Source organism: Streptomyces sp. V2I9, assembly GCF_030817475.1.
Lineage (GTDB): Bacteria > Actinomycetota > Actinomycetes > Streptomycetales > Streptomycetaceae > Streptomyces.
The window spans coordinates 3291560-3313440 of record NZ_JAUSZJ010000002.1; the positions used below are offsets into that span (position 1 = coordinate 3291560).

The window sequence follows — 21881 nt, forward strand, 5'->3', positions numbered from 1 at the left end:
TAAGAACCAGGTCAAGCCTTGTTGACGCGGACGGAGAACGTACATCCAGCTGCCGCACGACCGTGTCCATACTGTCGCTTAACAAGACTCTCAACCGTCACAAAGCACCGCTAAATACCCAGAGTTCACCAACAGGACATACCGCGCTACGGTCACCGCCCTCTGGCCGGTTCACGCCTCCGAGTCGCGGTCTTCCGTCCGCCCCCGCCCGACCGTGGCGAGCAGCGCCTCGCCCGTGGCGTAGAGCTCGATCAGCAACGGTCGGAGAGCCCGGCCGGCTCCGGTCAGGGTGTAGCTCGTCCGCACGGGAAACCCGCGCCGGCGCTCCACCGAGACCAGCCCCCGATCGCCCAGCTGGCTGAGCCGCTGGCTGAGCACCTTCGCCGACAGCTCCGGCAGCCGTTGCCTCAGCTCGGAGAAGCCGAGCGGGCCGCCCATGAGTTCACGCAGCACCAGCGTGGTCCAGCGCCCCGACACGGCGGCGAGGGCCACCTCGACCGGGCAGTCCGGCTCCGGGCGGACCGTGCGGCCGCGCGCGGTCGGCGTCAACTCCCGGTCGTCGGTCCCATGGGTAACCGTTGGGTGACCCTCGTCCGCGGGTTGTTCACTGACGGCATGACGCATCCCGCCAGTGTGCATCCGACCACCGTCGCCGCCGATCACCCGTACGTTCTGGAGCGGGCGTTCAACACCTTCGATGCCGGGGTCGTCGACCGGCTGTACGAGGCCGACGCGCTGTTCGTCCCCCGGCCGGGCCACCCCGCGCACGGCCCCGGGCGGATTCCGGCCCACCGGGACTTCCTGGCCCTGCGCGTACCGATCCGGGTGGCCCCGCGCCACACCTACGTCTCCGGCGACCTGGCGCTCCTCATCGTCGACTGGGTCGTGGAGGGCCGGGCGGCGCACGGCGGACAGGTCCGGCTCACGGGCACGGCCACCGACGTCGCCCGCCGGGGAGCCGACGGGTTCTGGCGCTACGTCATCGACAACCCGTTCGGCACGGCGCAGCCGCCCGGCCCGCGACCGGCCTGACCGGCACGGGCGGGACACGCCGGGTTTCGCCCGGGCGAGCAGACCGGATCAGGTGGCCTGCCCATCCCTCCCCGTTGAGCCTCCCGGCCCGGTCGGCGGCCGGGGACGTCCCGGCCGCCGACGTGGACCGGCGGCCGGGGTGAGTCAATCGGTGATCGGCAGGTAGACCCGGTTCCCGGCGGCCGCGAACTCCTTCGACTTCTCGGCCATGCCCTCCTCGATCTCCTGCTGCGATCCGCCGTGCTGACGCCGGATGTCCTGGGAGATCTTCATCGAGCAGAACTTCGGCCCGCACATCGAGCAGAAGTGCGCCGTCTTCGCCGGTTCGGCGGGCAGCGTCTCGTCATGGAACTCCCGAGCCGTGTCCGGGTCGAGGGCCAGATTGAACTGGTCCTCCCAGCGGAACTCGAACCGCGCGTCGGAGAGCGCGTCGTCCCACTCCTGCGCGCCCGGATGTCCCTTGGCGAGGTCGGCCGCGTGAGCGGCGATCTTGTAGGTGATGACGCCGGTCTTCACATCGTCCCGGTTCGGCAGCCCCAGGTGCTCCTTGGGCGTGACGTAGCAGAGCATCGCCGTGCCCCACCAGGCGATCATCGCGGCGCCGATACCGGACGTGATGTGGTCGTAGGCGGGCGCGACGTCCGTGGTCAGCGGGCCGAGCGTGTAGAACGGCGCCTCCTCGCAGATCTCCTGCTGAAGGTCGATGTTCTCCTTGATCTTGTGCATCGGGACATGCCCGGGGCCCTCGATCATGGTCTGGACGCCGAACCGCTTGGCGATCGTGTTCAACTCGCCCAGGGTGCGCAGCTCGGCGAACTGCGCCTCGTCGTTCGCGTCCGCGATCGAACCGGGTCGCAGGCCATCACCGAGCGAGTAGGTGACGTCGTAGGTCGCAAGGATCTCGCAGAGCTCCTCGAAGTGCTCGTAGAGGAACGACTCCTTGTGGTGCGCGAGACACCAGGCGGCCATGATCGAGCCGCCACGCGAGACGATCCCGGTCTTGCGACGGGCCGTCAGCGGGACGTACGGCAGGCGCACCCCGGCGTGGACCGTCATGTAGTCCACGCCCTGCTCGGCCTGTTCGATGACGGTGTCCTTGTAGATCTCCCAGGTCAGCTCCTCGGCCCGGCCGTCGACCTTCTCCAGAGCCTGGTAGAGCGGGACGGTGCCGATCGGCACCGGGGAGTTGCGCAGCACCCACTCACGCGTGGTGTGGATGTTGCGGCCGGTGGACAGATCCATGACCGTGTCCGCGCCCCACCGGGTCGCCCAGGTCATCTTCTCCACCTCCTCCTCGATCGAGGAGGTCACGGCCGAGTTGCCGATATTGGCGTTGACCTTCACCAGGAACCGCTTGCCGATGATCATCGGCTCGATCTCCGGATGGTTGACGTTGGCCGGCAGCACCGCCCGGCCCGCCGCGATCTCCTCCCGTACGACCTCCGCCCCGACGTTCTCCCGGATCGCCACGTACTCCATCTCCGGAGTGACCTCCCCCCGGCGGGCGTACGCGAGCTGGGTGACGGGCCGTCCGTCGCGACTGCGGCGCGGTTGGCGCGGGCGGCCGGGGAAGACGGCGTCGAGGTTGCGCAGTCCGCCGCGCGGCGAGGTGTGCTTGAGCCCGTCGTCCTCGGGTCGGACGGGCCGGCCCGCGTACTCCTCGGTGTCGCCGCGGGCGATGATCCAGTTCTCCCGCAGGGGCGCGAGGCCGCGGCGGACATCCGTGTCGACGGCGGGATCCGTGTACGGCCCCGACGTGTCGTACAGCGTCACGTCCTTGCCGTTGGTGAGGTGCACCTGTCGGACCGGCACCCGGAGGTCCGGGCGCGAACCCCGGACGTACCCCTTGTGCCAGCCGATGGACTTCCCGGCCTCGTCGTTCTGTTTCGAGGCAGGCGTGCGTGCGTCCGCTGTGGTCATGAGACCTACTCCCTACGCCGGCATTACCCGGTAACAGGTTCGGCGGTCGGCGCAGCGTTTCCCGTACGGAGGCGTACGGCGGTCAGCGCCCTCTCAGCCCGGTGCTCCGAGCTCCCGCGTGTGCAAAGGTGACTCCACGCTAGCGTCCTTTACGGCGAGCTGACCAGAGGGCCCTCGCGTTCTTGCGATGATCGCCCCGTGACCTCTCCCCAGAGCGACTCCGCTTCCCAGCCACCCCAGGGCCACTCCCACGGCCACACGCACAGCCACGGGCCGGCCGCCCCGGTCTCCCGGCACCTGCGCAAGGTCATCGCCGCCGTGCTGATCCCGTTCGCGACGGCGGTCGTCGTCGGCCTGATCGCGTTCTGGCCCGGCGGCGTGCCCGACCACGAGCGCACCGGCGTCGGTTTCGACCGGCAGACCCAGGACGGCAAGGTCGTCCAGGTCGTCAAGGTCGACTGCGCCGACGTCAACGCCGCGCAGGTGCCCCCGACCGGTGCCACGTCCACACCCTCGGGACGGGAGGCCGTCAACGAGCAGGAGGGGGAGTGCGCGAAGGCGACCGTCGAGGTGACCAGCGGCGACGACAAGGGCCGCACGTTCGTCGAGGTGGTCCAGCCCGACGCACCACGTCAGTTGAAGGAGGGGCAGGGCGTGGTCGTGGCCTATGCCCCCGACGCGCCCCGCGACCTCCAGTACTCCGTGACCGATGTGGACCGGAAGGTTCCGATGGCGCTGCTGGCCGGGATCTTCGCACTGGCGGTGGTCGTGGTGGGCAGGCTGCGCGGGGTGATGGCGCTGGTGGCGCTGGCCGTGTCGTTCACCGTCCTGACCCTGTTCATCCTGCCGGCGATCCTGCAGGGTTCGAATCCGCTGGTGGTTGCGGTGATCGGAGCCAGCGCCATCATGCTGGCGGCGCTCTACATGTGCCATGGGGTGACGGCCCGGACGTCCGTCGCGGTCGTCGGCACCCTGATCTCCCTGTTGCTGATCGGGCTGCTGGGATCCCTGTTCATCGGCTGGGCGTACCTGAGCGGCAACACCGACGACAACACCGGCCTCATCCACGGTCTCTACCCGGACATCGATATGAGCGGTCTGCTGCTGGCCGGTGTCATCATCGGTTCGCTCGGGGTGCTCGACGATGTGACGGTCACCCAGACCTCCGCTGTCTGGGAACTGCACCAGGCCGACCCGGAGATGGGTTGGAAGGGGCTGTACCGGGCAGGTATCCGGATCGGAAGGGACCACATCGCCTCGGTGGTCAACACCCTCGTGCTGGCGTACGCGGGCGCGGCGCTGCCCCTGCTGCTGCTCTTCTCCATCGCCCAGAGCAGCGTGGGAACGGTGGCCAACAGCGAGTTGGTGGCCGAGGAGATCGTCCGCACGCTGGTCGGGTCGATCGGCCTGGTCGCCTCGGTGCCGGTGACCACGGCGCTCGCCGCGCTGGTCGTCTCCGCGGACCGTCCGGCGGCCGGCGGCACGCAGGCGGCTACGGCCGCGCCCGTGCGGGCCGGCCGGGGCCGTCGTCGTAAGAAGGGGTGACGGAGCATCGGGCACACCCGGTCACCCGGCGTTCTGCTCCTCGGCGAGGATCCGGCCGAGCGCATCCTCCAGGTTGCCGTCGAAGTCACCCAGCGTGTGCTCCTGACCGAGCGGCACGAGCTTGTCCGTGCGGTCGAGAAACGCCACCAGCGGCGCCGTTCCCGCCCGGAACAGCGCACGGTCCTCGCCGACCTGGAGCCGGATGTGCACATCGCCGAGACCCTCGGGTTCGGTCGGGCCGATGTGCACATCTCCGTCGCCGCTCGGGCTGTTGAGCCCGTCCAGCAGCAGTTCTCGGCCGAAAGCCCAGGTCACAGGAGCATCGCCGGGCAGGTGGAACGTCATCCGGATGGCGTACGGATCGCCGACCTCGTACCGGAGCTCCACCGGAATACGGAACGAGAGTTCCTCGGAGACGAGGAAGCTCATCATGACCTCTGCTTGAACCGACTCGCGCATCGTTCAACCCCGCAGTAGATGAAACTGGCCAGGAATGATCCCCCATGGCCCTATTGACGCCATCGTGGTGCACGCGATAGCAGATCACAAGGAGTGATTTTTCAGATACTGATAGAGAACACGAACGAACGCAAGAGGCTGGAGACTTCGCCACGTAACTGTTCGACTGCGGGCAGCAATCGATCTTCGCGGTCCAGGGGTACAGAAATGGCCATCGCCGCAATCGTGGCACCGGCTGTGACCGGAATCGCGGCGCACACGGTCCCCAGTGCGTACTCCTGGCGTTCGATGACCGGTTCACCTCGTCGGAGGGTGCGCAGCCGCTGAAGAAGTGTGGCGCGATCTCGCACTGAGTAACGGGTAAGGGGCCGTACGGGGTACCGGTCGAGGTAGTCCTCGCGGGCCTGCTCGTCGAGTTGGGCGAGCAGGCACTGGCCGATGGCGTGGGCGTGGGCGGTCTCGCGGAACGAGGCCCACTCCTCCACCGCCGGGGTGTCGGGCGCGTCCGCGACCGCGATGAGCTCGATCTCGCCGTCGCAGTAGACGGCGCAGTACACCGGCGCTCCGATGATGTCCCGCCAGTGGCCGAGGGAGTCGGCGACGGAAGGGGCCCGGCGCAGACGGCTTCTGACTCCGGGTGCCGACGTGAGGTTCTCGGCGGCCGCACCGAAGTGGAAGACCCCGTTCTCGCGGCGGAGGTAGCCCTCGTAGGTCAGAGTGCGCAGCAGGTGGTACGCGGTCGGCAGCGGCAGCCCCGCCTCCCGCGCCAGTTGTTTCGCGGGCGCCCCGTCCCGATGATTCCCCACAGCCTCCAGCAGCCTCAACGCCCGCTGAACCGAACCGATCAACGTCGGGACAGCGGTGCTCGATGCCGTGGTCAAAGGTCACCCCCAGGCATGGTGACGGGCGTCGGCCCTCCCGTGGGGGCCGCCCCCACGGGCCTGCCGCGATCCCGAGGGCCGGAGGGGGACCGGAGTTCCGGTGACCCGTGACCGGCGAAGACCGGTCCGGGCGCCGGCGATCGGGGGCCAACGACCGGACTGTCGTACCCAGGACGATCAGGTGATCGATGTGGTGACGGGAGGTCACATTCCGGATGGCGGCAGTGGTTTGTCACTGTATCGGCCGCCTGCGGCAGACGGGTGGTTTCCTCCGGGACTTAGCTCTGCTGGGCTAATACCCTCGTCGGCGCTGCCCGTCCCGCCTCCCGTGGGCCGGGAGCTGCCAGGTCATCCCGTCGACACGGGCCTGCCGGGTCGGACGGACCGGGCCGGGCGCTGTCCGCCTGCCGGGCGGCGCCTGCCCACGTCCTACCAGTCCCCGCGTGAGGACGAGGACGACATGAACTTGCGGACGACGAAGATCAGTCCGCCGATCAGGACGACGAAGAGCAGCACCTTGAAGAGGAGGCCGATCACGAAGCCGACCACGCTGGCGATCAGCCCGCCGAACACGAAGATCGCAATGACGGGCACCGCGATCCACTTCACCCACCAGGGCATTCCCGCGTATATCTCCCGCACGGCCATCGCCTCTACCTCGTCTCTCTGGGTCCTTGCCTCGATGCTAAAGGGGCACGAGGGCTCGGCGGGGGCCGGGCAGCCCTTGAAGACCCCTGATCGAGCCCCTAGGGACTACCGGAGCGGCCGGCCTCCGACCCCCGAGCTTGGACCGCCGGGCTGGTGGCTCCCCGGCCCGCGGTCAGCCCTCGGGCGGTGAGAAGACGACCATCACCCGCAGGTCCTCGGTGATGTGATGGAATTTGTGCGCCACGCCCGCGGGCACATAGACGACGCTTCCCCTGCCGACCTGCGTCGTCTCCGTCCCCACCGTGATCGACGCCCGCCCGCTGACGACGAAGTAGACCTCGTCCTGCTGGTGCGGCTGCTGCGGATCGAGTTCTCCCGCGTCCAGCGCGTACAGGCCGACCGACATATGGCGTTCCCGCAGGAACTGCAGATACGCGCCGTCATTGGCGGCCCGCTCCGCCTCCAGCTCATCCAGTCTGAATGCCTTCATGATTCGTCCCGCCCTTGTGCCCGCGTCGTCGGCCGTACCCGTACTGCCGGTGTCCACCACTGCCGGTCTCCACCACCGATCATGTCTGCCACGATCAGACACAGGAAGAATTTCGTAGTCAAGACGATCTCCCACGCGCGGGGCCTGGTCCTGGCGGTCGGCTGACCGGCGACATCACGCTGGAGGGCGGCAGCACAGGGCGCAAGGCCCTCACCCTGATCCCGGTCGCGCTGTTCTTCGGACCGGTGAACTTCCTGGTGCAGCCGGTAGTCCAGCTGCCTGCTCTCCCCCTCTTCATCCTGGCCCCCGGGGGTGATCACCCTTGTGGCCAACGCTTCGTTGCCGGTGCTGACCTCCTGGCCGGCGGGAGCGCCCGGTCTCAGCTTCCACGTCGAAGGGTCCTGGACGGCGGTGCTCGGCGGCCTGGTCATCTCGGCCGTCTCCTGAGCGCTCAACGGCGTCCTGCTCGATGCGGCCTGACAGCGGGAGCTGACGGCGGCCCCCGCCCGAGCCTCTGGAAGAGTGCGGGGGGGGATGCGCCGGATCCACCCACCGGCGGGAGCAGCGAAGGAGCAGGCATGAGCACCATGGGCGACGGTACGCGTGCGGTACGGGCCGGTCTTCCGGTACCGGAGCAGTTCGAGCCCACCCTGCCCGGCCCGGTCTTCGCGGCCCATTTCCACCTCTCCGGCGATCCGGTGGGCCCCTACACCTACGGCCGGGAGACCAACCCGACCTGGACCCGCCTGGAGCAGGCCATCGGCGAGCTGGAGGCTCCCGGCGAGGAAGTGGACACCACCGTGTTCGCCTCCGGCATGGCGGCTATCACCGCGGTGCTGCTCTCCCAGGTCCGCTCCGGCGACACCGTCGTCCTGCCCGACGACGGCTACCAGGCGCTCCCCCTCGTACGGGAACAACTGGCGGCCTACGGTGTCGAGATCCGGACCGCGCCGACCGGCGGTGACGCCCAGCTCGCCATGCTGGAGGGCGCGAAGCTGCTGTGGATCGAGAGCCCGTCCAACCCCGGTCTGGACGTCTGCGACATCCGGCGCCTGGTGGAGGACGCGCACGCGGTGGGCGCGCTGGTGGCCGTCGACAACACTCTGGCCACCCCGATCGGGCAGCGCCCGCTGGAGCTGGGCGCCGACTTCTCGGTCGCCAGCGACACCAAGGGGATGACCGGGCACGGCGACATCCTGCTCGGCCATGTGACCTGCCGCGATCCCCGGCTGGCCGCGGACGTACGGCGCTGGCGCAAGGTCGTCGGGGCGATTCCGGGGCCGATGGAGGCATGGCTCGCACACCGTTCGCTGGCCACCCTGCACCTGCGCATCGACCGGCAGTGCGCGACCGCCCTCGCCCTCGCCGAGGCGTTGAAGGAGCATGCGGAGGTCGCCGGACTCCGCTATCCGGGGCTGCCCACCGACCCCTCGCACCCCGTCGCGGCACGCCAGATGCGGCGGTTCGGCTCCGTGGTCTCCTTCGAACTGGCCGACCGGGAGACTGCGGAGCGGTTCCTGTCGGCGTTGCGTCTGGTCGACGACGCGACGAGCTTCGGCGGTGTCCGGTCCACCGCTGAGCGCCGGGGCCGCTGGGGCGGCGACACGGTGGCGGAGGGGTTCATCCGCTTCTCGGTCGGCGCCGAGGACCCTGAGGACCTGCTCGCCGACGTCGAACAGGCGCTGGACGCGGCGGTCCGGTAGACCGGGGGAGTTTCAGACGGTCTCCCATGGGCCACTCTCTTGCCATGACCGAACGTCCTGTGGTCAAGCGCACCGCACGCGCCATTCTGCTCGACGGCGACGACCTCATCCTGATCAAGCGCACGAAGCCGGGGGTCGATCCGTACTGGGTCACCCCCGGTGGCGGTGTGGAGCCCGAGGACGCCAGCGTCGTCGACGCGCTGCACCGCGAGGTCGATGAGGAGCTCGGCGCGAAGATCGTCGACGTGGTCCCGTGCTTCGTCGACACCGTGGAGCACATCGCGGACGGCGGCGTGACCGGCGTGAAGGTCCAGCACTTCTTCGTCTGCCGCCTGGTGTCGATGGACGTCTCACGGCGCCACGGTCCGGAGATCGACGAGCCCTGCGGGGAGTACGAGATCGTCCGGGTGCCGTTCAGCCGGGTCGGCATCGCGGCCGTGCACCTCGTTCCGCTGTCCCTGCGTCACTATCTGGACGGCAACATCGAAGGCGTACGGGCGATGCACGCTCCCGACCTGGGCTGACACCGCGGGTCGGGCGGTCGCCCGGCCCGCTCGGCCTCGTGTTTCACGTGAAACCGGCGCCTCGGTCCGGCTCGATGCGTACAGGCTCGTGTGCCAGGTGGTTGCGGATCTCGGCCAGTTCCGCGAAATCGGTGGACGGGCGATCATCCCGTCAGACAGCCTGGCCCCATGCACAGCCCATCACCCCGCTCCCTCGTCGACCTGCCGATCCGGCGTCTGAACCGGGGAGACCTGATCCCCTGTGCCGATCTCTGCGAGGACCGCGGCTGGCCCCGCGACGAACACCGGTGGGGGCTGCTGCTCTCGGCCGGCACGGGGTACGGGATCGACGCCCCGGACGGCAAGGGTTTGGCGGCGACCTGCCTGACCATGACGTACGGACCCGGCCTCACCGCGGTCGGGATGCTGCTCGTCGCCGCCCGCTACGCACGTCAGGGGAGTGCACGACGGCTGATGCGCCAGGTGATGGAGGCGGAGAAGGCCACCCCGCTCGCCCTGTACGCCACCGAGCAGGGGCAGCCGCTCTACGAAGACCTCGGCTTCTCCCCCGTGGGCCACGCCGAACGCGTCGGCGGCCGGTTCGCAGCGGGCGGCCCCGGCGGCTCTTCCTCGGCCTCACCTTCCGGCTCGTCGGTGACGACGCGCCCGGCCGCGGCGGACGACCTTCAGGCGATGATCCGGCTCGACCTCACCGCGTTCGGCGCCGACCGGACGCATCTCCTCGCCCGGCTGCCCGCCTTCTCCGACCGGCTCCAGGTGGCCGAGGAGCACGGCGAACTGGTCGGCTACGCGGCGCTCTGGCCGAGCGGGTCCACCGCGGTGGTGGGCCCGCTGATCGCGCGGGACTGGGCCGTCGCGCAGGCGCTGATCGCGGACCTGGCCGCCACGACGGACCGGCCCCTGCGGATCGATGTCGAGGACCGGCACAAGGAGTTGCTCGGATGGCTGACGGAGCGTGGACTGGAGCCCGTCTCCCGGACGACGGTCATGACCTACGGCATCCCTGAGCTGCCCGGCGACGCCGTGCGGAGGTTCGCTCCGCTCACCCTCGCCACGGGCTGACGGCCAGCAGCCGCACCGCCGGGAGGGCGGCGCGGCTGACGAACGGCAGGGGCAGCTGCCGTCCTGCGGGCGGGACGGCTCCTGGAACAACCGGGGCTCACCTCGGGGTCGCCACCACCGGGGCCGGCTCAGGGCTGCTCCGGGCGACGATCCGTCCCCTGCCCGTCTCCCGGCGCTCCAGCAGGCTGGAGAGGACGGCCAGGGCCAGAGCCGAGGCCGCCAGTGCTGAGCCGACCCAGTTGGGGGCGGTGTAGCCGAGACCGGCCGCGATCACGAGCCCGCCGAGCCAGGCGGCGAGGGCGTTGCCGAGGTTGAAGGCCCCGATGTTGACCGCGGAGGCCAGTGTCGGCGCACCGGCCGCCTGGTCGAGGACCCGCTTCTGCAGCGGGGGCACGGTAGCGAAGCCCAGGGCGCCGATCAGGACGATCGTGACGGCCGCGGCGACCTTGTCGTGGGCGGTCACGGTGAACAGGCCCAGGACCACGGCGAGCGCGCCGAGCGAGACGTACAGCATGGGCATCAGATGCCGGTCCGCGAACCGGCCTCCGATCAGGTTGCCGCCCACCATGCCGAGGCCGAAGAGGACGAGCAGCCAGGTGACGGACGAGGCCGAGTAGCCGGCGGTCCCGGTCATCATCGGCGTGATGTAGGTGATCGCGGCGAAGACTCCGCCGAAGCCCAGGACGGTCATCGCCATCGCCAGCAGGACCTGGACGTCGCGGAACGCGGCCAGCTCGTGCCGGATGCGTACGCCTTCCGGCTTCGGCTGCTCGGGGATGAGCTTCGCGACCCCGAGCAGGCCCACGACCCCGAGACCGGCGACGAGGAGGAACGTGGTCCGCCAGCCCATGGACTGCCCGATGAAGGTGCCGAGCGGAACGCCTACGACGTTGGCGACGGTGAGCCCGGTGAACATCATGGCGATGGCCCCGGCCTTCTTCTGCGGTGCGACCAGTCCGGCCGCGACCACCGAGCCGATCCCGAAGAAGGCGCCGTGCGCAAGGGAGGCGACCACACGTCCGGCGAGCATGACGCCGAACACGGGGGCGAGCGCCGACACCACATTGCCCACGATGAACAGCCCCATGAGGAGCATCAGCATGCGCTTGCGTGGGACGCGGGTGCCCAGCAGCGTCATCAGCGGGGCTCCGAGGACGACACCGAGGGCGTAGCCGGTCACCAGGAAGCCCGCAGTCGGAATCGAGACCTGGAAGTCTCCGGCGACCTCGGGGAGCAGCCCCATGATCACGAACTCGGTCGTCCCGATCCCGAAGGCCCCGATGGCGAGGGCGAGGAGCGCGAGCGGCATGGTTCCACCTCCTGAAGATTGCACATGCACTTAACGAGCGTCCACAATAATTGCATGCGCTGGCTAATTGCAAGCGCGGTCTATTGCAAGCGTCCCCTATCCTGGAGTCATCGCCGCTCCCGTCCGGAGGAGACAGACATGACAGCGACCGACCCGGCCCTGACCGCCATCGCGCAGAGCTGGTGTGCTCTCTCGCTGCTCCACGGAAAGATCGAGGCGCGTATCGAACGGGCCCTCCAGGCGGGACATGGGCTCAGCGCGCGCGAGTACTCCCTGCTCGACGTGTTGAGCCGGCAGCACAGCGGCACCGGCGGGCACCTCCAGATGAAGCAGGTGGCCGACGCCGTCGTCCTCAGCCAGAGCGCCACCACCCGGCTCGTCACCCGGCTGGAGGACCGCGGGCTGCTCACCCGCTACCTGTGCGACACCGACCGCCGGGGCATCTACACCGATGTCACCGAGGCGGGACTCGTACTCCTGCGGGAGGCCCGGCCGACGAACGACGGAGCACTGCGGGCGGCTCTGGACGAGGCGGCGGAGAACCCGGAGCTGGCCCCCCTGGTCAGGGCGGTCGAAGGACTGAAGATCCCGGCCTGACCGCCCCCGGCGCGACCTAAGATGCCGATCATGAGCGATCTCGAAATACGTCCCGCCACTTCGGACGACCTGGCTCCGGTGGTCACGATGCTCGCCGACGATCCGCTGGGCGCGCAGCGTGAGTCCCCGGACGACCTCGCCCCCTACGAAGAGGCTTTCCAGCGGCTGGCGGACGACCCGAACCAGCACGTGGTCGTCGCCGTGCGCGCAGGCCGTGTCGTCGGCACCCTGCAGCTGACCATCGTGCCGGGGCTGTCCCGCCGGGGGGCGACCCGCTCGATCATCGAGGGCGTCCGTGTCCACGGCGACGAGCGCGGCAGCGGTCTCGGTACCCAGCTCATCCAGTGGGCGGTGGACGAGTCCCGTCGGCAGAACTGCCGGTTGGTGCAGCTGACCTCGGATGTCACCCGCGAGGACGCACATCGCTTCTACGAGCGGCTCGGTTTCACGGCCAGCCATGTGGGCTTCAAGCTGGCGCTCTGAACGAACGGGAGGGGTGGGTGTTTCACGTGAAACACCCACCCCTCCCACCAGCGCCATTCCGAGCCGATCGCCGTGGGCCCCTCCGGAGTTCAGCCGCCGAGCCCGCGCCAGCCCTCCGCGTCCACCCCGCCGGGCACAGCTGCCCCGGCCTCGTACGGCTCCCGTGTGAAGACGAACGAGCCGAGGTCGAGGTGGTCCACCGAGCCGTCGTCCTTACGCACGACGCGCAGGGTCTCGCCCGCGTAGTAATCGTTCTGGCCCGTCCAGGTGCCGTCCGGCCGGTACGTGAACGTCGCTCCGCGCCCCTTGCCACCCAACGGCGCGAGCTGGAGGGCCCGGTCCCTTGCGAGCGTCAGCGTGAACGTGTGGGTGCCCCAGTACCAGACGCCGGTCAGCGCGAGCAGTTCGTCGTCCACGTCGGGCAGCGGCTTCCAGGGGGCCGGGATCCGGGGCTCGGCGTCCACGACGATGTTCAGAAGCTCGGCCGCCACCATCGCGGCGGGCAGCCCGGAGGTCGCGTTCGAGAGGGCGACCGCGGCCACGTCCTCCTCCTCGCACACCCAGAGGCCCGCGACGAAGCCGGGGAGCGACCCCGAGTGCCCGAAGAGCACCCGTCCTTCACCACCGACGATCTGGAGTCCGAGACCGTAGCCGCTGCCACCCGGCTCGACCGGCGCGGCCGGCGTCCGCATCTCCCGTACGGAGGAGGCCGAAAGAACCCGGTCGTCTCCCTCGGCCAGGAAGGCGGCGAACCGCAGCAGGTCTTCGGCGGTGGACCAGAGCTGGCCGGCGGGAGCCATGATGCCGAGGTCCTCGACGGGTTCGCTCAGCAGGACGTCGGCCCAGGGGTGGACGGCCCAGCCACCCGCGTGCGGAGCGACGGGATCGCTGGTCGTACGGCGCATGCCCAGCGGTTCCAGGATCTCGCGGCACAGCGCCTCCTCCCAGGAGACGCCGCGTACCGCTTCGATCAGCGAGCCGAGCAGGGTGTAGCCGGGGTTGGAGTAATGGTGACGATGTCCGGCGGGATGCACCTGCGGCCGGTCGCCCAGCACATCCGCGATCTCCGGACGCAGGGTTCCCGGTGTGCGCTCCCACCACGGTGCCGGCGTCTCCGCGCCCAGCCCCGCACTGTGGCACAGCAACTGGAAGACGGTCACGCTGCCCACGCCGGTGCCGGGAAGGTACTTCTCCAGCGGGGCATCCAGATCGATCAGGCCCTCGTCCCGCAGGCGCAGGACCAGAACGGCCGTGAAGGTCTTGGTGATCGAGCCGATCCGGTACTGCGTATCGGCGTCGGGAGCGTGCCCCTCGACGCAGGTACGCGCCCCGCTCCAGGCCGTACGCCCCTCTCGGCGCACCGCGGCCACGAGAGACGGCGCACGCCCGTCCCGCTGTGCGACGGCGATGCGGTGCAGCAGGGCGCGCCGCGTACTGGGGAGCAGGTCTTCGCCGAAAGAAGTCATGACCCCACCCTTATCCGACCGGCCGCTCCTTGACGAACCCATTTCTCCGGAGTCGAGGAGGCCGACAGCGAGTCCCGAGCGGCTTCGTGTCTCGCCGTGGCTTCAGCGCCTCCGACGGCATGTCCGGGACAGCGTGCCGTTCTCGAAGGTCCGCACCCTCAGCGTCGCCTTCCCCCGCGACAGGCTTCTCCCCGGCGGCGGGAGCAGGTCACGCTCCCGACACGCTCGGCGGGGAACATGGCACGGAGCTCCGGCTCGGGTGGTGCCATCGGCGTCACGACCGCCAGTATGAGGGCGTCCTGACGCGAGGCCAGGACAGCCCGGAAGACGGCCGGGACGACGTCGCGGCCGCGGTCGTCCGGCCGTTGGGCGTCTGCTCGACGAGACTCGCTCGGCCGACTCGACGCATCGTCCGCTCCCACCGTTCCAGCAGTCGCCGCGACGCGACGCCCTCCCGAAAGGAAGATCCACCATTCCCACCAAGACGGTTCAGATCCCCACCGCGGACGGCCTCGCCGACGCCTTCGTCGCCCGTCCCGGAGGCGGCGGGCGGCATCCGGGCGTGCTGATGTACGCGGACGCCTTCGGTATCCGTCCCACGATCCAGGAGATGGCCCGCGAACTGGCCGACCACGGGTACTACGTGCTCGTCCCCAACGTCTTCCACCGGGAGGGGGCGACGCCGGTCGTGGAGCTGCCCGAGCACATCGGGGAAGCGGACCGGGCCCCGCTCATCGAGCGGTTGATGCCCCTGATCATGGACCTCACCCGCGCACGTTTCCAGGGCGACGCCGATGCCTACCTCGGCTTCCTGACCGCCCAGCCCGAGGTCGGCGCCGGACCGGTCGCGGTGACCGGCTACTGCATCGGTGGCCTTCTGGCGACCCGTACCGCCGAGGCCCACCCCGAACAGGTCGCCGCCCTCGCCGCGTTCCACGCGCCCGTCGCCGCCGACGGTCCCGAAACTCTGCGCCGCCTCACCGTTGACATCCACTTCGGCCATGCCGAGACGGACCTCACCCTCGAGGGCCTCGACGAGTTGAACGGGACCCTGGAGGCCTCAGGAGTCGAGTACACCTCCGAGATCTACCCCGGCACCGTCCACGGCTTCACCATGGCCGACACCGATGCCTTCGACCCGGCAGGCCTGCAACATCACTGGGACCGACTGCTTCCACTCCTCGCCCGTGCCCTGACGCACGGCTGAGAGGCCCCCTGCGCGCAATGCCCGCAGACGGCATGTGGCACTCGGCGAGCGCAAGCACGTGGTCGGAGAGCGGAAAACGGAGTGCCGTTCAGGCCGTACTCGCCGTAGGCTCCCGAGGCGAAAGGCGGGCCAGGTGGAGATCACGGTGCAGTGGATCAGGACGTCCTGGACGAAGCATTCCAGAGGCGGTGAGCCTGCGGCGCTCAGGAACTCGGCGCCAATCGGGTTCCCGGTGTCGCAGGTGCCACCCTCCTTCGCCCAGGTCGTACGGATGTCCGAAAGTGACGGTTTCGAACCGCGGGCGGGAGAGAAGCCCCTTCGCGGGGTCGCACTCAGCTTGAGGAACGAGCGCGGCCGGCTCCGGGTGCTGCCGCGCGTGGACCCGCTGTTCGGTCTGCCGCCGCGTCCACGACGGCCGCCGGCGGTGCGTCTGCTGCCGGGGCAGTGGGTCCGTTGGCAGCTGAACTACCGGTTCAGCAGCGCCGCCGGGGTACGGGACTGGTCGTACTGGCTCGACACCTTCAACGTCGCCTACGGGCCGGTCGCCCCGGACGTGTTTCTGTCGGAACCGACTGTCCTGGTGAACGAGTGCGGCCCCGTTCGATAGCCGACTGCCCCCGATCCAGAGCGGTCGACTCAGAAGGGCAGCGAAGCCCGCCAGGACCGCTGCCCGTCAGGTCTGGGCCATGTCCACGAAGCGGGAGTAGTGGCCCTGGAACGCCACGGTGATGGTGGCTGTCGGGCCGTTACGGTGCTTGCCGACGATGATGTCGGCCTCGCCCGCGCGCGGTGATTCCTTCTCGTACGCGTCCTCGCGGTGGAGCAGGATGACCATGTCGGCGTCCTGCTCGATCGAGCCGGACTCACGCAGGTCGGAGACCATCGGCTTCTTGTCCGTGCGCTGCTCGGGGCCACGGTTCAGCTGGGAGAGCGCGATCACCGGCACCTCCAGCTCCTTGGCCAGCAGCTTCAGGTTTCGGGACATGTCCGAGACCTCCTGCTGTCGGCTCTCGGACCGCTTCGAACCGCCGGCCTGCATCAGCTGCAGATAGTCGATGATCACGAGCTTGATGTCGTTGCGCTGCTTGAGCCGACGGCACTTCGCGCGGATCTCCATCATCGACAGGTTGGGGGAGTCGTCGATGTAGAGCGGGGCGGCCGAGACCTCGGGCATCCGGCGCGCGAGCCGCGTCCAGTCCTCGTCCGTCATCGTGCCGGACCGCATGTGGTGCAGGGCCACCCGCGCCTCGGCCGACAGCAGACGCATCGCGATCTCGTTGCGTCCCATTTCGAGGGAGAAGATGACGCTGGGCAGGTTGTTCTTGATCGACGCGGCGCGCGCGAAGTCCAGCGCCAGCGTGGACTTGCCCATGGCGGGGCGGGCGGCGATGACGATCATCTGGCCGGGGTGCATCCCATTCGTCAAGGCGTCCAGGTCCGTGAAACCCGTCGGCACACCGGTCATCTCGCCGCTGCGCGAGCCGATGGCCTCGATCTCGTCGAGTGCGCCCTCCATGATGTCGCCGAGGGGAAGGTAGTCCTCGCTGGTGCGCTGCTCGGTGACCGCGTAGATCTCGGCCTGCGCGGTGTTGACGATCTCGTCGACGTCGCCGTCCGCCGCGTACCCCATCTGTGTGATCTTGGTGCCGGCTTCGACCAGACGCCGCAGCACCGCCCGTTCATGGACGATCTCCGCGTAGTACGAGGCGTTGGCCGCAGTCGGAACGGACTGCACCAGGGTGTGCAGGTACGGCGCTCCGCCGACCTTGGTGATCTCGCCGCGCTTCACCAGCTCGGCGGCGACCGTGATCGGGTCGGCCGGCTCACCCTTGGCGTACAGGTCCAGAATCGCCGAGAAGACGGTCTCGTGGGCGGGGCGGTAGAAGTCGTTCCCCTTGATGACTTCGACGACCTCGGCGATGGCGTCCTTGGACAGCAGCATGCCGCCGAGGACCGACTGCTCGGCGTCGAGGTCCTGGGGCGGCACCCGCTCGAAGCCGGGGGCGCCTCCTTCCCATGCCTCGTCCGAGCCCCGGTCGTGGCGGTCCTCGCGCCCCTTTCGGTCGCCGCGACGCTGGCGGGAGACAGGCAGACGGTCTCCGGGACCGGTCTCGGTCCAGGGGTCGTCCAAAGGCTCGGGGATGCTCACCGGGCCGCCTCCTCCCGTCCGCGTCGCGGACCTAGCCGTGCCACTCTTTCTTACGTCACGGCGCTGACAAACAGGTCGCCCGACTCCACTTCCGGCACGTCTGGTTCGGAGGATTCCGGGGCCGGAACGGAGTACGGGCGCCGCCCCACGGTAGGCCCCTCCGCACCGTCAGCCAATCTGGTTATCCACAGGGCATGTGGACGACAGACCAGATGCTGTGGAGAAGTCTGCCGAACCTGTGCACGGACCAGGGGACAGCACTGTGGACAAACTCATAGCACTAGAAGCGTGACCACGCTGACCTGCGGATTCTCCGTCCACCGACTGTGGGGGAGAAAAACTTTCACCTTCGTTTCAAGATCACCGCGAACGGCCCGGCGGCGCGGCCCGACAGTCGGTAGAAGTAAGGACCAAGTACCGATTGCATCTCTTACCTGTGGAAGATTAGATTGACCCTCATGAACAAGGCTCCCGCGACCCCGAAGAACAGCCGTCGACGGCACGACCGCGAGATTTTCGCCCTCGCCGTCCCCGCATTCGGCGCCCTCGTCGCCGAGCCCCTGTTCGTGATGGTCGACAGCGCAGTCGTCGGCCACCTCGGCACCCCGCAACTGGCCGGCCTCGGCATCGCAGCAGCACTCCTGATGACCGCGGTGAGCGTGTTCGTCTTCCTCGCCTACGCGACGACGGCCGCAGTAGCCCGTCGCGTCGGGGCGGGTGATCTCCCCGCAGCCATCCGCCAGGGCATGGACGGCATCTGGCTCGCCCTCCTGCTGGGAGCGGCCGTCGTCGCCGTGGTGATGCCGATCGCCCCCTGGCTCGTCGACGTCTTCGGCGCCTCGGACACCGCAGCCCCCTATGCCATCACCTATCTGAGGATCTCCGTCCTCGGCATCCCCGCCATGCTCGTCGTGCTCGCCGCCACCGGTGTGCTGCGCGGTCTCCAAGACACCCGCACCCCTCTGTACGTGGCCATCGGTGGGTTCACGGCGAACGCCATCCTCAATGTGACCCTTGTCTACGGCGCCGGGCTCGGCATCGCCGGATCGGCGTGGGGAACGGTGATCGCCCAGGCCGCCATGGCTGCCGCCTATCTCTTCGTGGTGATCCGCGGGGCACAACAGCACGGAGCCTCCCTTCGGCCCGATGCGGCAGGTATCAGGGCCAGCGCGCGGGCCGGGGTGCCCCTGCTGATCCGGACCCTGTCACTGCGAGCTGTCCTGATGATCGCCACCGCCGTCGCCGCCCGGCTCGGGGACGTCGACATCGCTGCGCACCAGATCGTCCTCTCCCTCTGGAGCCTGACCGCTTTCGCGCTCGATGCCATCGCCATCGCCGGGCAGGCGATCATCGGCCGCTACCTGGGGGCGAACGACGAGAAGGGCGCGCGCGAGGCATGTCGCCGCATGGTCGAGTGGGGCATCGGCTGCGGCATCGCGCTCGGTGTCCTGATCGTGCTCGCCCGCCCCCTCTTCATCCCGCTCTTCACGAGCGACCCCTCCGTCGAGGACGCCCTGCTCCCCGCCCTCCTGGTGGTGGCTGTCTCCCAGCCGATCGCCGGCGTGGTCTTCGTCCTGGACGGTGTACTGATGGGGGCCGGCGACGGCCGCTATCTCGCCTGGGCGATGCTGGTGACGCTCGCCATCTTCGCTCCCGCCGCGCTCTTGGTGCCCACCCTCGGCGGTGGGCTCACCGCTCTCTGGTGGGCGATGACGCTGATGATGGCTGTCCGCCTCATCACGCTCTGGGTGCGCACCCGGTCGGGCCGATGGATCATCACCGGGGCCACGCGCTGACCGGATCGGACGAGCGGCCTGTTTCACGTGAAACAGGCCGCTCGTTTCACGTGAAACACAGTGAAGGGCCGCACCCCGTGGGTGCGGCCCTTCACCAGCTCTGCTGAGCTCTGCCCTTAGGCAGCAACGACCTCGACACCGAGGTTCGCAGCGACCTCAGGGTGCAGACGGACGGACACCTGGTGTCCACCGAGCGTCTTGATCGGCGAGCCGAGCTCGACGCGACGCTTGTCGACGTCGGGACCGCCGGCAGCCTTGATCGCCGAAGCGATGTCGGCCGGGGTCACGGAGCCGAAGAGACGGCCGGCGTCGCCGGAGCGAACAGCCAGACGGACCTTCACGGCCTCGAGCTTGGCCTTGATCTCGTTGGCCTGCTCGATCGTCGCGATCTCGTGGATCTTGCGGGCGCGGCGGATCTGCGCCACGTCCTTCTCGCCACCCTTGGTCCAGCGAATGGCGAAGCCACGCGGAACCAGGTAGTTGCGGGCGTACCCGTCCTTGACGTCGACGACGTCGCCGGCGGCACCGAGGCCGGAGACCTCGTGGGTGAGGATGATCTTCATGCTGTTGTCACCCTTCCCTTATCGCGCGGTGGACGTGTAGGGCAGCAGCGCCATCTCACGGCTGTTCTTGACTGCCGTGGCGACGTCACGCTGGTGCTGCGTGCAGTTGCCGGTGACGCGGCGGGCACGGATCTTGCCGCGGTCGGAAATGAACTTCCGCAGCATGTTCGTGTCCTTGTAGTCCACGTACTGGGTCTTGTCCTTGCAGAACGCGCAGACCTTCTTCTTAGGCTTGCGCACAGGCGGCTTCGCCATGGTGTTTCTCCTGTGTGATCAAGAAGTGGGGGTACGAGCAGCCCTAGAAGGGAGGCTCGTCCGAATAGCCGCCGCCGGAAGGGGCACCGCCGGAGCCGCCGGAACCGCCGGAGCTTCCGCCCCAGCCGCCTCCGCCGCCCTGCTGTCCCCCGCCCTGGCCGCCGGTCGCCCACGGGTCGTCGGCGGGTGCACCGCCGCCGCCCTGCTGGCCGCCACCGGGACCGCCGCCCCAGTTGCCGCCACCCTGCTGGCCGCCGCCGTATCCACCCTGACCGCCCTGACCACCGCGACCGGTGGTCTTGGTGACCTTGGCCGTGGCGTTCTTGAGGCTGGGGCCGACTTCCTCGACGTCCAGCTCGTAGACCGTGCGCTTGACGCCCTCACGGTCTTCGTACGACCGCTGCTTCAGCCGGCCCTGCACGACGACGCGCATGCCTCGCTGGAGCGATTCCGCGACGTTCTCCGCCGCCTGACGCCAGACCGAGCAGGTGAGGAACAGGCCTTCGCCGTCCTTCCACTCATTGGTCTGCCGGTCGAAGATGCGGGGAGTGGACGCGACACGGAACTTCGCGACCGCCGCACCGGACGGGGTGAAGCGCAGCTCGGGGTCGTCGACGAGATTGCCGACGACCGTGATGACGGTCTCGCCTGCCATGGGTGAACCTCTCGGCGGGGATTGCTTCTGGCTGCTTGCTGCTACTCGGACCCGAGAACCGCTGAGCTAGAGGCTCAGTGGGCTTCGGGACGGAGGACCTTGGTCCGGAGGACCGACTCGTTCAGGTTCATCTGGCGGTCGAGCTCCTTGACGACCGCAGGCTCGGCCTGCAGGTCGATGACCGAGTAGATGCCCTCGGGCTTCTTCTTGATCTCGTAGGCGAGCCGACGACGGCCCCAGGTGTCGACCTTCTCCACCTTTCCGTTGCCCTCACGGACAACGGAGAGGAAGTTCTCGATCAGCGGGGAGACTGCTCGCTCCTCGAGATCGGGGTCGAGGATGACCATCACCTCGTAGTGACGCATGTGGAACCCACCTCCTTTGGACTCAGCGGCCACGGTCGTTCCGTGGCAGGAGGGTCGTATGCGTGATGCAACGGCGTCCCCGAGGAGAACACCCGGCACTGACAATCCGCTCCCGAACGGTCCCGGGGTCGGGGGTTCGAGGAAGGGCTCGCCGTGCTGGCCTGGGCAGACACCGGTGCAGACCGTACAGCCTACCCGTAGACCGGCCTCCGGTTGAAATCAGGAGCTCAGAGGGCACAATCGAGACAGATGCGGTGTGAGAGGCGCTACACCCGCGACGGGTGCGCCGGCTTCGCCCGCCCACCCGTCCGGCCAGGAGGTACTCCATGGCACAGACCATCCGCCCCGCAGGATCCCGGTCCGCGACCGGCCGCCCGGCCACCGGTTCGCTCTTCGCCACGGACGGCAGGCCACACCCCGTCCAGGACGTCCTGATGGTGGTGACCGGGGTGCTCGGCATCCTCGCGTTCGTCACGGCGATGTTCCACCATCTGCACCTGATCAGCTCCTGGGCGGGACTCGTCGGGATTCTGACCGGCCTCTACGGCCAGTACATCTCGAAGACCACCTGGGAGAGGTTCGGTCTGATCATGGGCATCGGCGCCTCCGCGGTCGGCTTCTACCTCGGCATGGCCCACGGCGGACTCTTCGGCGGCGTGATCACCTGACCGGACCACCGGCCGGATCGCGGGCCGGTACGGGCGCCCGGGCGTGCCCGTACCGGCCCACCGTGCTTTCCGGCCCCCCTGGGCCAGGCCGGGCGGGCCTCGGT

At 69.1% G+C, this 21881-nt stretch carries 24 protein-coding genes, 1 pseudogene and 1 riboswitch; of the genes and pseudogenes, 12 read left to right on the top strand and 13 right to left on the bottom strand.

What is annotated here, in order from left to right; translation table 11 throughout:
- Positions 1 to 171: 171 nt before the first annotated feature.
- Positions 172 to 549, bottom strand: a complete 378-nt coding sequence (locus tag QFZ71_RS14435) for a helix-turn-helix domain-containing protein (protein WP_307668631.1) — start codon at positions 547 to 549, stop codon at positions 172 to 174.
- A gap of 66 nt (positions 550 to 615) precedes the next feature.
- Here QFZ71_RS14435 and QFZ71_RS14440 point away from each other — a divergent pair, with 66 nt between their 5' ends.
- Positions 616 to 1032: a DUF4440 domain-containing protein gene (locus QFZ71_RS14440; RefSeq protein ID WP_307668632.1), complete on the top strand. Its 417-nt coding sequence runs from the start codon at positions 616 to 618 to the stop codon at positions 1030 to 1032.
- A 144-nt stretch (positions 1033 to 1176) separates the two neighbouring features.
- Here the strand turns inward: QFZ71_RS14440 and thiC are convergent, their stop codons facing one another.
- The gene (thiC, locus tag QFZ71_RS14445; protein WP_307668633.1) at positions 1177 to 2952 is read right to left on the bottom strand and encodes a phosphomethylpyrimidine synthase ThiC; all 1776 of its coding nucleotides are present in this window, start codon (positions 2950 to 2952) and stop codon (positions 1177 to 1179) included.
- Positions 2945 to 3080: riboswitch (TPP riboswitch) on the bottom strand. It overlaps the preceding gene by 8 nt.
- 70 nt (positions 3081 to 3150) lie before the next feature.
- On the opposite strand from thiC, the gene QFZ71_RS14450 reads away from it, so the two are divergent.
- Positions 3151 to 4497, top strand: coding sequence for a YibE/F family protein (locus QFZ71_RS14450; RefSeq protein WP_307668634.1), 1347 nt, complete (start codon positions 3151 to 3153; stop codon positions 4495 to 4497).
- Positions 4498 to 4518: 21 nt separating this feature from the next.
- Here QFZ71_RS14450 and QFZ71_RS14455 read toward each other — a convergent pair whose 3' ends face one another.
- From QFZ71_RS14455 to QFZ71_RS14470, 4 genes are all read right to left on the bottom strand, one after another.
- Complete coding sequence (locus QFZ71_RS14455) at positions 4519 to 4956, bottom strand: SsgA family sporulation/cell division regulator (protein WP_073768137.1); 438 nt, start codon at positions 4954 to 4956, stop codon at positions 4519 to 4521.
- Positions 4957 to 5057: 101 nt separating this feature from the next.
- Positions 5058 to 5837 (bottom strand): IclR family transcriptional regulator, encoded by a 780-nt coding sequence (locus QFZ71_RS14460; RefSeq protein WP_307668635.1) that lies wholly within the window; start codon positions 5835 to 5837, stop codon positions 5058 to 5060.
- Positions 5838 to 6266: 429 nt separating this feature from the next.
- Entirely contained in the window at positions 6267 to 6479 is a 213-nt protein-coding gene (locus QFZ71_RS14465) for a DUF5326 family protein (RefSeq protein WP_307668636.1), read from the bottom strand.
- Between the two features lie 178 nt (positions 6480 to 6657).
- A complete protein-coding gene (locus tag QFZ71_RS14470) occupies positions 6658 to 6975 on the bottom strand; it encodes a cupin domain-containing protein (protein ID WP_307668637.1) in 318 nt (105 codons plus the stop codon).
- Positions 6976 to 7056: 81 nt separating this feature from the next.
- Between QFZ71_RS14470 and QFZ71_RS14475 the strand changes: the two are divergent.
- The 4 genes and pseudogenes from QFZ71_RS14475 (at position 7057) to QFZ71_RS14490 (ending at position 10264) form a co-directional block, all read left to right on the top strand.
- A pseudogene (locus tag QFZ71_RS14475) lies at positions 7057 to 7422 on the top strand (phage holin family protein).
- Between the two features lie 131 nt (positions 7423 to 7553).
- Positions 7554 to 8678, top strand: coding sequence for a cystathionine gamma-lyase (locus QFZ71_RS14480; RefSeq protein WP_307668638.1), 1125 nt, complete (start codon positions 7554 to 7556; stop codon positions 8676 to 8678).
- A 44-nt stretch (positions 8679 to 8722) separates the two neighbouring features.
- Positions 8723 to 9202, top strand: coding sequence for an NUDIX domain-containing protein (locus tag QFZ71_RS14485; RefSeq protein WP_307668639.1), 480 nt, complete (start codon positions 8723 to 8725; stop codon positions 9200 to 9202).
- A 168-nt stretch (positions 9203 to 9370) separates the two neighbouring features.
- Positions 9371 to 10264 (top strand): GNAT family N-acetyltransferase, encoded by an 894-nt coding sequence (locus QFZ71_RS14490; RefSeq protein WP_307668640.1) that lies wholly within the window; start codon positions 9371 to 9373, stop codon positions 10262 to 10264.
- Positions 10265 to 10361: 97 nt separating this feature from the next.
- On the opposite strand, the gene QFZ71_RS14495 is transcribed toward QFZ71_RS14490, so the two are convergent.
- Positions 10362 to 11573 carry an MFS transporter gene (locus tag QFZ71_RS14495; RefSeq protein WP_307668641.1) on the bottom strand — a complete coding sequence of 404 codons (1212 nt, stop codon included), beginning with the start codon at positions 11571 to 11573 and terminating at the stop codon, positions 10362 to 10364.
- 138 nt (positions 11574 to 11711) lie between these two features.
- Between QFZ71_RS14495 and QFZ71_RS14500 the strand changes: the two genes are divergently transcribed.
- Positions 11712 to 12170, top strand: coding sequence for a MarR family winged helix-turn-helix transcriptional regulator (locus tag QFZ71_RS14500; protein WP_307668642.1), 459 nt, complete (start codon positions 11712 to 11714; stop codon positions 12168 to 12170).
- A gap of 30 nt (positions 12171 to 12200) precedes the next feature.
- Complete coding sequence (locus tag QFZ71_RS14505; protein ID WP_307668643.1) at positions 12201 to 12653, top strand: GNAT family N-acetyltransferase; 453 nt, start codon at positions 12201 to 12203, stop codon at positions 12651 to 12653.
- Between the two features lie 89 nt (positions 12654 to 12742).
- On the opposite strand, the gene QFZ71_RS14510 is transcribed toward QFZ71_RS14505, so the two are convergent.
- Positions 12743 to 14119 carry a serine hydrolase gene (locus tag QFZ71_RS14510; protein WP_307668644.1) on the bottom strand — a complete coding sequence of 459 codons (1377 nt, stop codon included), beginning with the start codon at positions 14117 to 14119 and terminating at the stop codon, positions 12743 to 12745.
- Positions 14120 to 14591: 472 nt separating this feature from the next.
- Between QFZ71_RS14510 and QFZ71_RS14515 the strand changes: the two genes are divergently transcribed.
- Both QFZ71_RS14515 and QFZ71_RS14520 read left to right on the top strand, forming a co-directional pair.
- Positions 14592 to 15326 (top strand): dienelactone hydrolase family protein, encoded by a 735-nt coding sequence (locus QFZ71_RS14515; protein ID WP_307671456.1) that lies wholly within the window; start codon positions 14592 to 14594, stop codon positions 15324 to 15326.
- 133 nt (positions 15327 to 15459) lie between these two features.
- Positions 15460 to 15933, top strand: a complete 474-nt coding sequence (locus QFZ71_RS14520) for a hypothetical protein (protein ID WP_307668645.1) — start codon at positions 15460 to 15462, stop codon at positions 15931 to 15933.
- Between the two features lie 66 nt (positions 15934 to 15999).
- Here the strand turns inward: QFZ71_RS14520 and dnaB are convergent, their stop codons facing one another.
- Entirely contained in the window at positions 16000 to 17475 is a 1476-nt protein-coding gene (gene dnaB, locus QFZ71_RS14525) for a replicative DNA helicase (RefSeq protein WP_307668646.1), read from the bottom strand.
- Positions 17476 to 17933: 458 nt separating this feature from the next.
- On the opposite strand from dnaB, the gene QFZ71_RS14530 reads away from it, so the two are divergent.
- Positions 17934 to 19271, top strand: a complete 1338-nt coding sequence (locus QFZ71_RS14530; protein WP_307668647.1) for an MATE family efflux transporter — start codon at positions 17934 to 17936, stop codon at positions 19269 to 19271.
- 116 nt (positions 19272 to 19387) lie between these two features.
- Here QFZ71_RS14530 and rplI read toward each other — a convergent pair whose 3' ends face one another.
- The 4 genes from rplI to rpsF all read right to left on the bottom strand — a co-directional run bounded on the left by rplI (position 19388) and on the right by rpsF (position 21109).
- Positions 19388 to 19834 (bottom strand): 50S ribosomal protein L9, encoded by a 447-nt coding sequence (gene rplI, locus QFZ71_RS14535; RefSeq protein ID WP_266731309.1) that lies wholly within the window; start codon positions 19832 to 19834, stop codon positions 19388 to 19390.
- An 18-nt stretch (positions 19835 to 19852) separates the two neighbouring features.
- Entirely contained in the window at positions 19853 to 20089 is a 237-nt protein-coding gene (rpsR, locus tag QFZ71_RS14540) for a 30S ribosomal protein S18 (protein ID WP_003967857.1), read from the bottom strand.
- Positions 20090 to 20132: 43 nt separating this feature from the next.
- Positions 20133 to 20744: a single-stranded DNA-binding protein gene (locus tag QFZ71_RS14545; RefSeq protein WP_307668648.1), complete on the bottom strand. Its 612-nt coding sequence runs from the start codon at positions 20742 to 20744 to the stop codon at positions 20133 to 20135.
- A gap of 74 nt (positions 20745 to 20818) precedes the next feature.
- Positions 20819 to 21109, bottom strand: a complete 291-nt coding sequence (rpsF, locus tag QFZ71_RS14550; protein ID WP_030115097.1) for a 30S ribosomal protein S6 — start codon at positions 21107 to 21109, stop codon at positions 20819 to 20821.
- 326 nt (positions 21110 to 21435) lie between these two features.
- On the opposite strand from rpsF, the gene QFZ71_RS14555 reads away from it, so the two are divergent.
- Positions 21436 to 21777 carry a hypothetical protein gene (locus QFZ71_RS14555; RefSeq protein WP_307668649.1) on the top strand — a complete coding sequence of 114 codons (342 nt, stop codon included), beginning with the start codon at positions 21436 to 21438 and terminating at the stop codon, positions 21775 to 21777.
- The last annotated feature ends 104 nt before the right edge of the window (positions 21778 to 21881 follow it).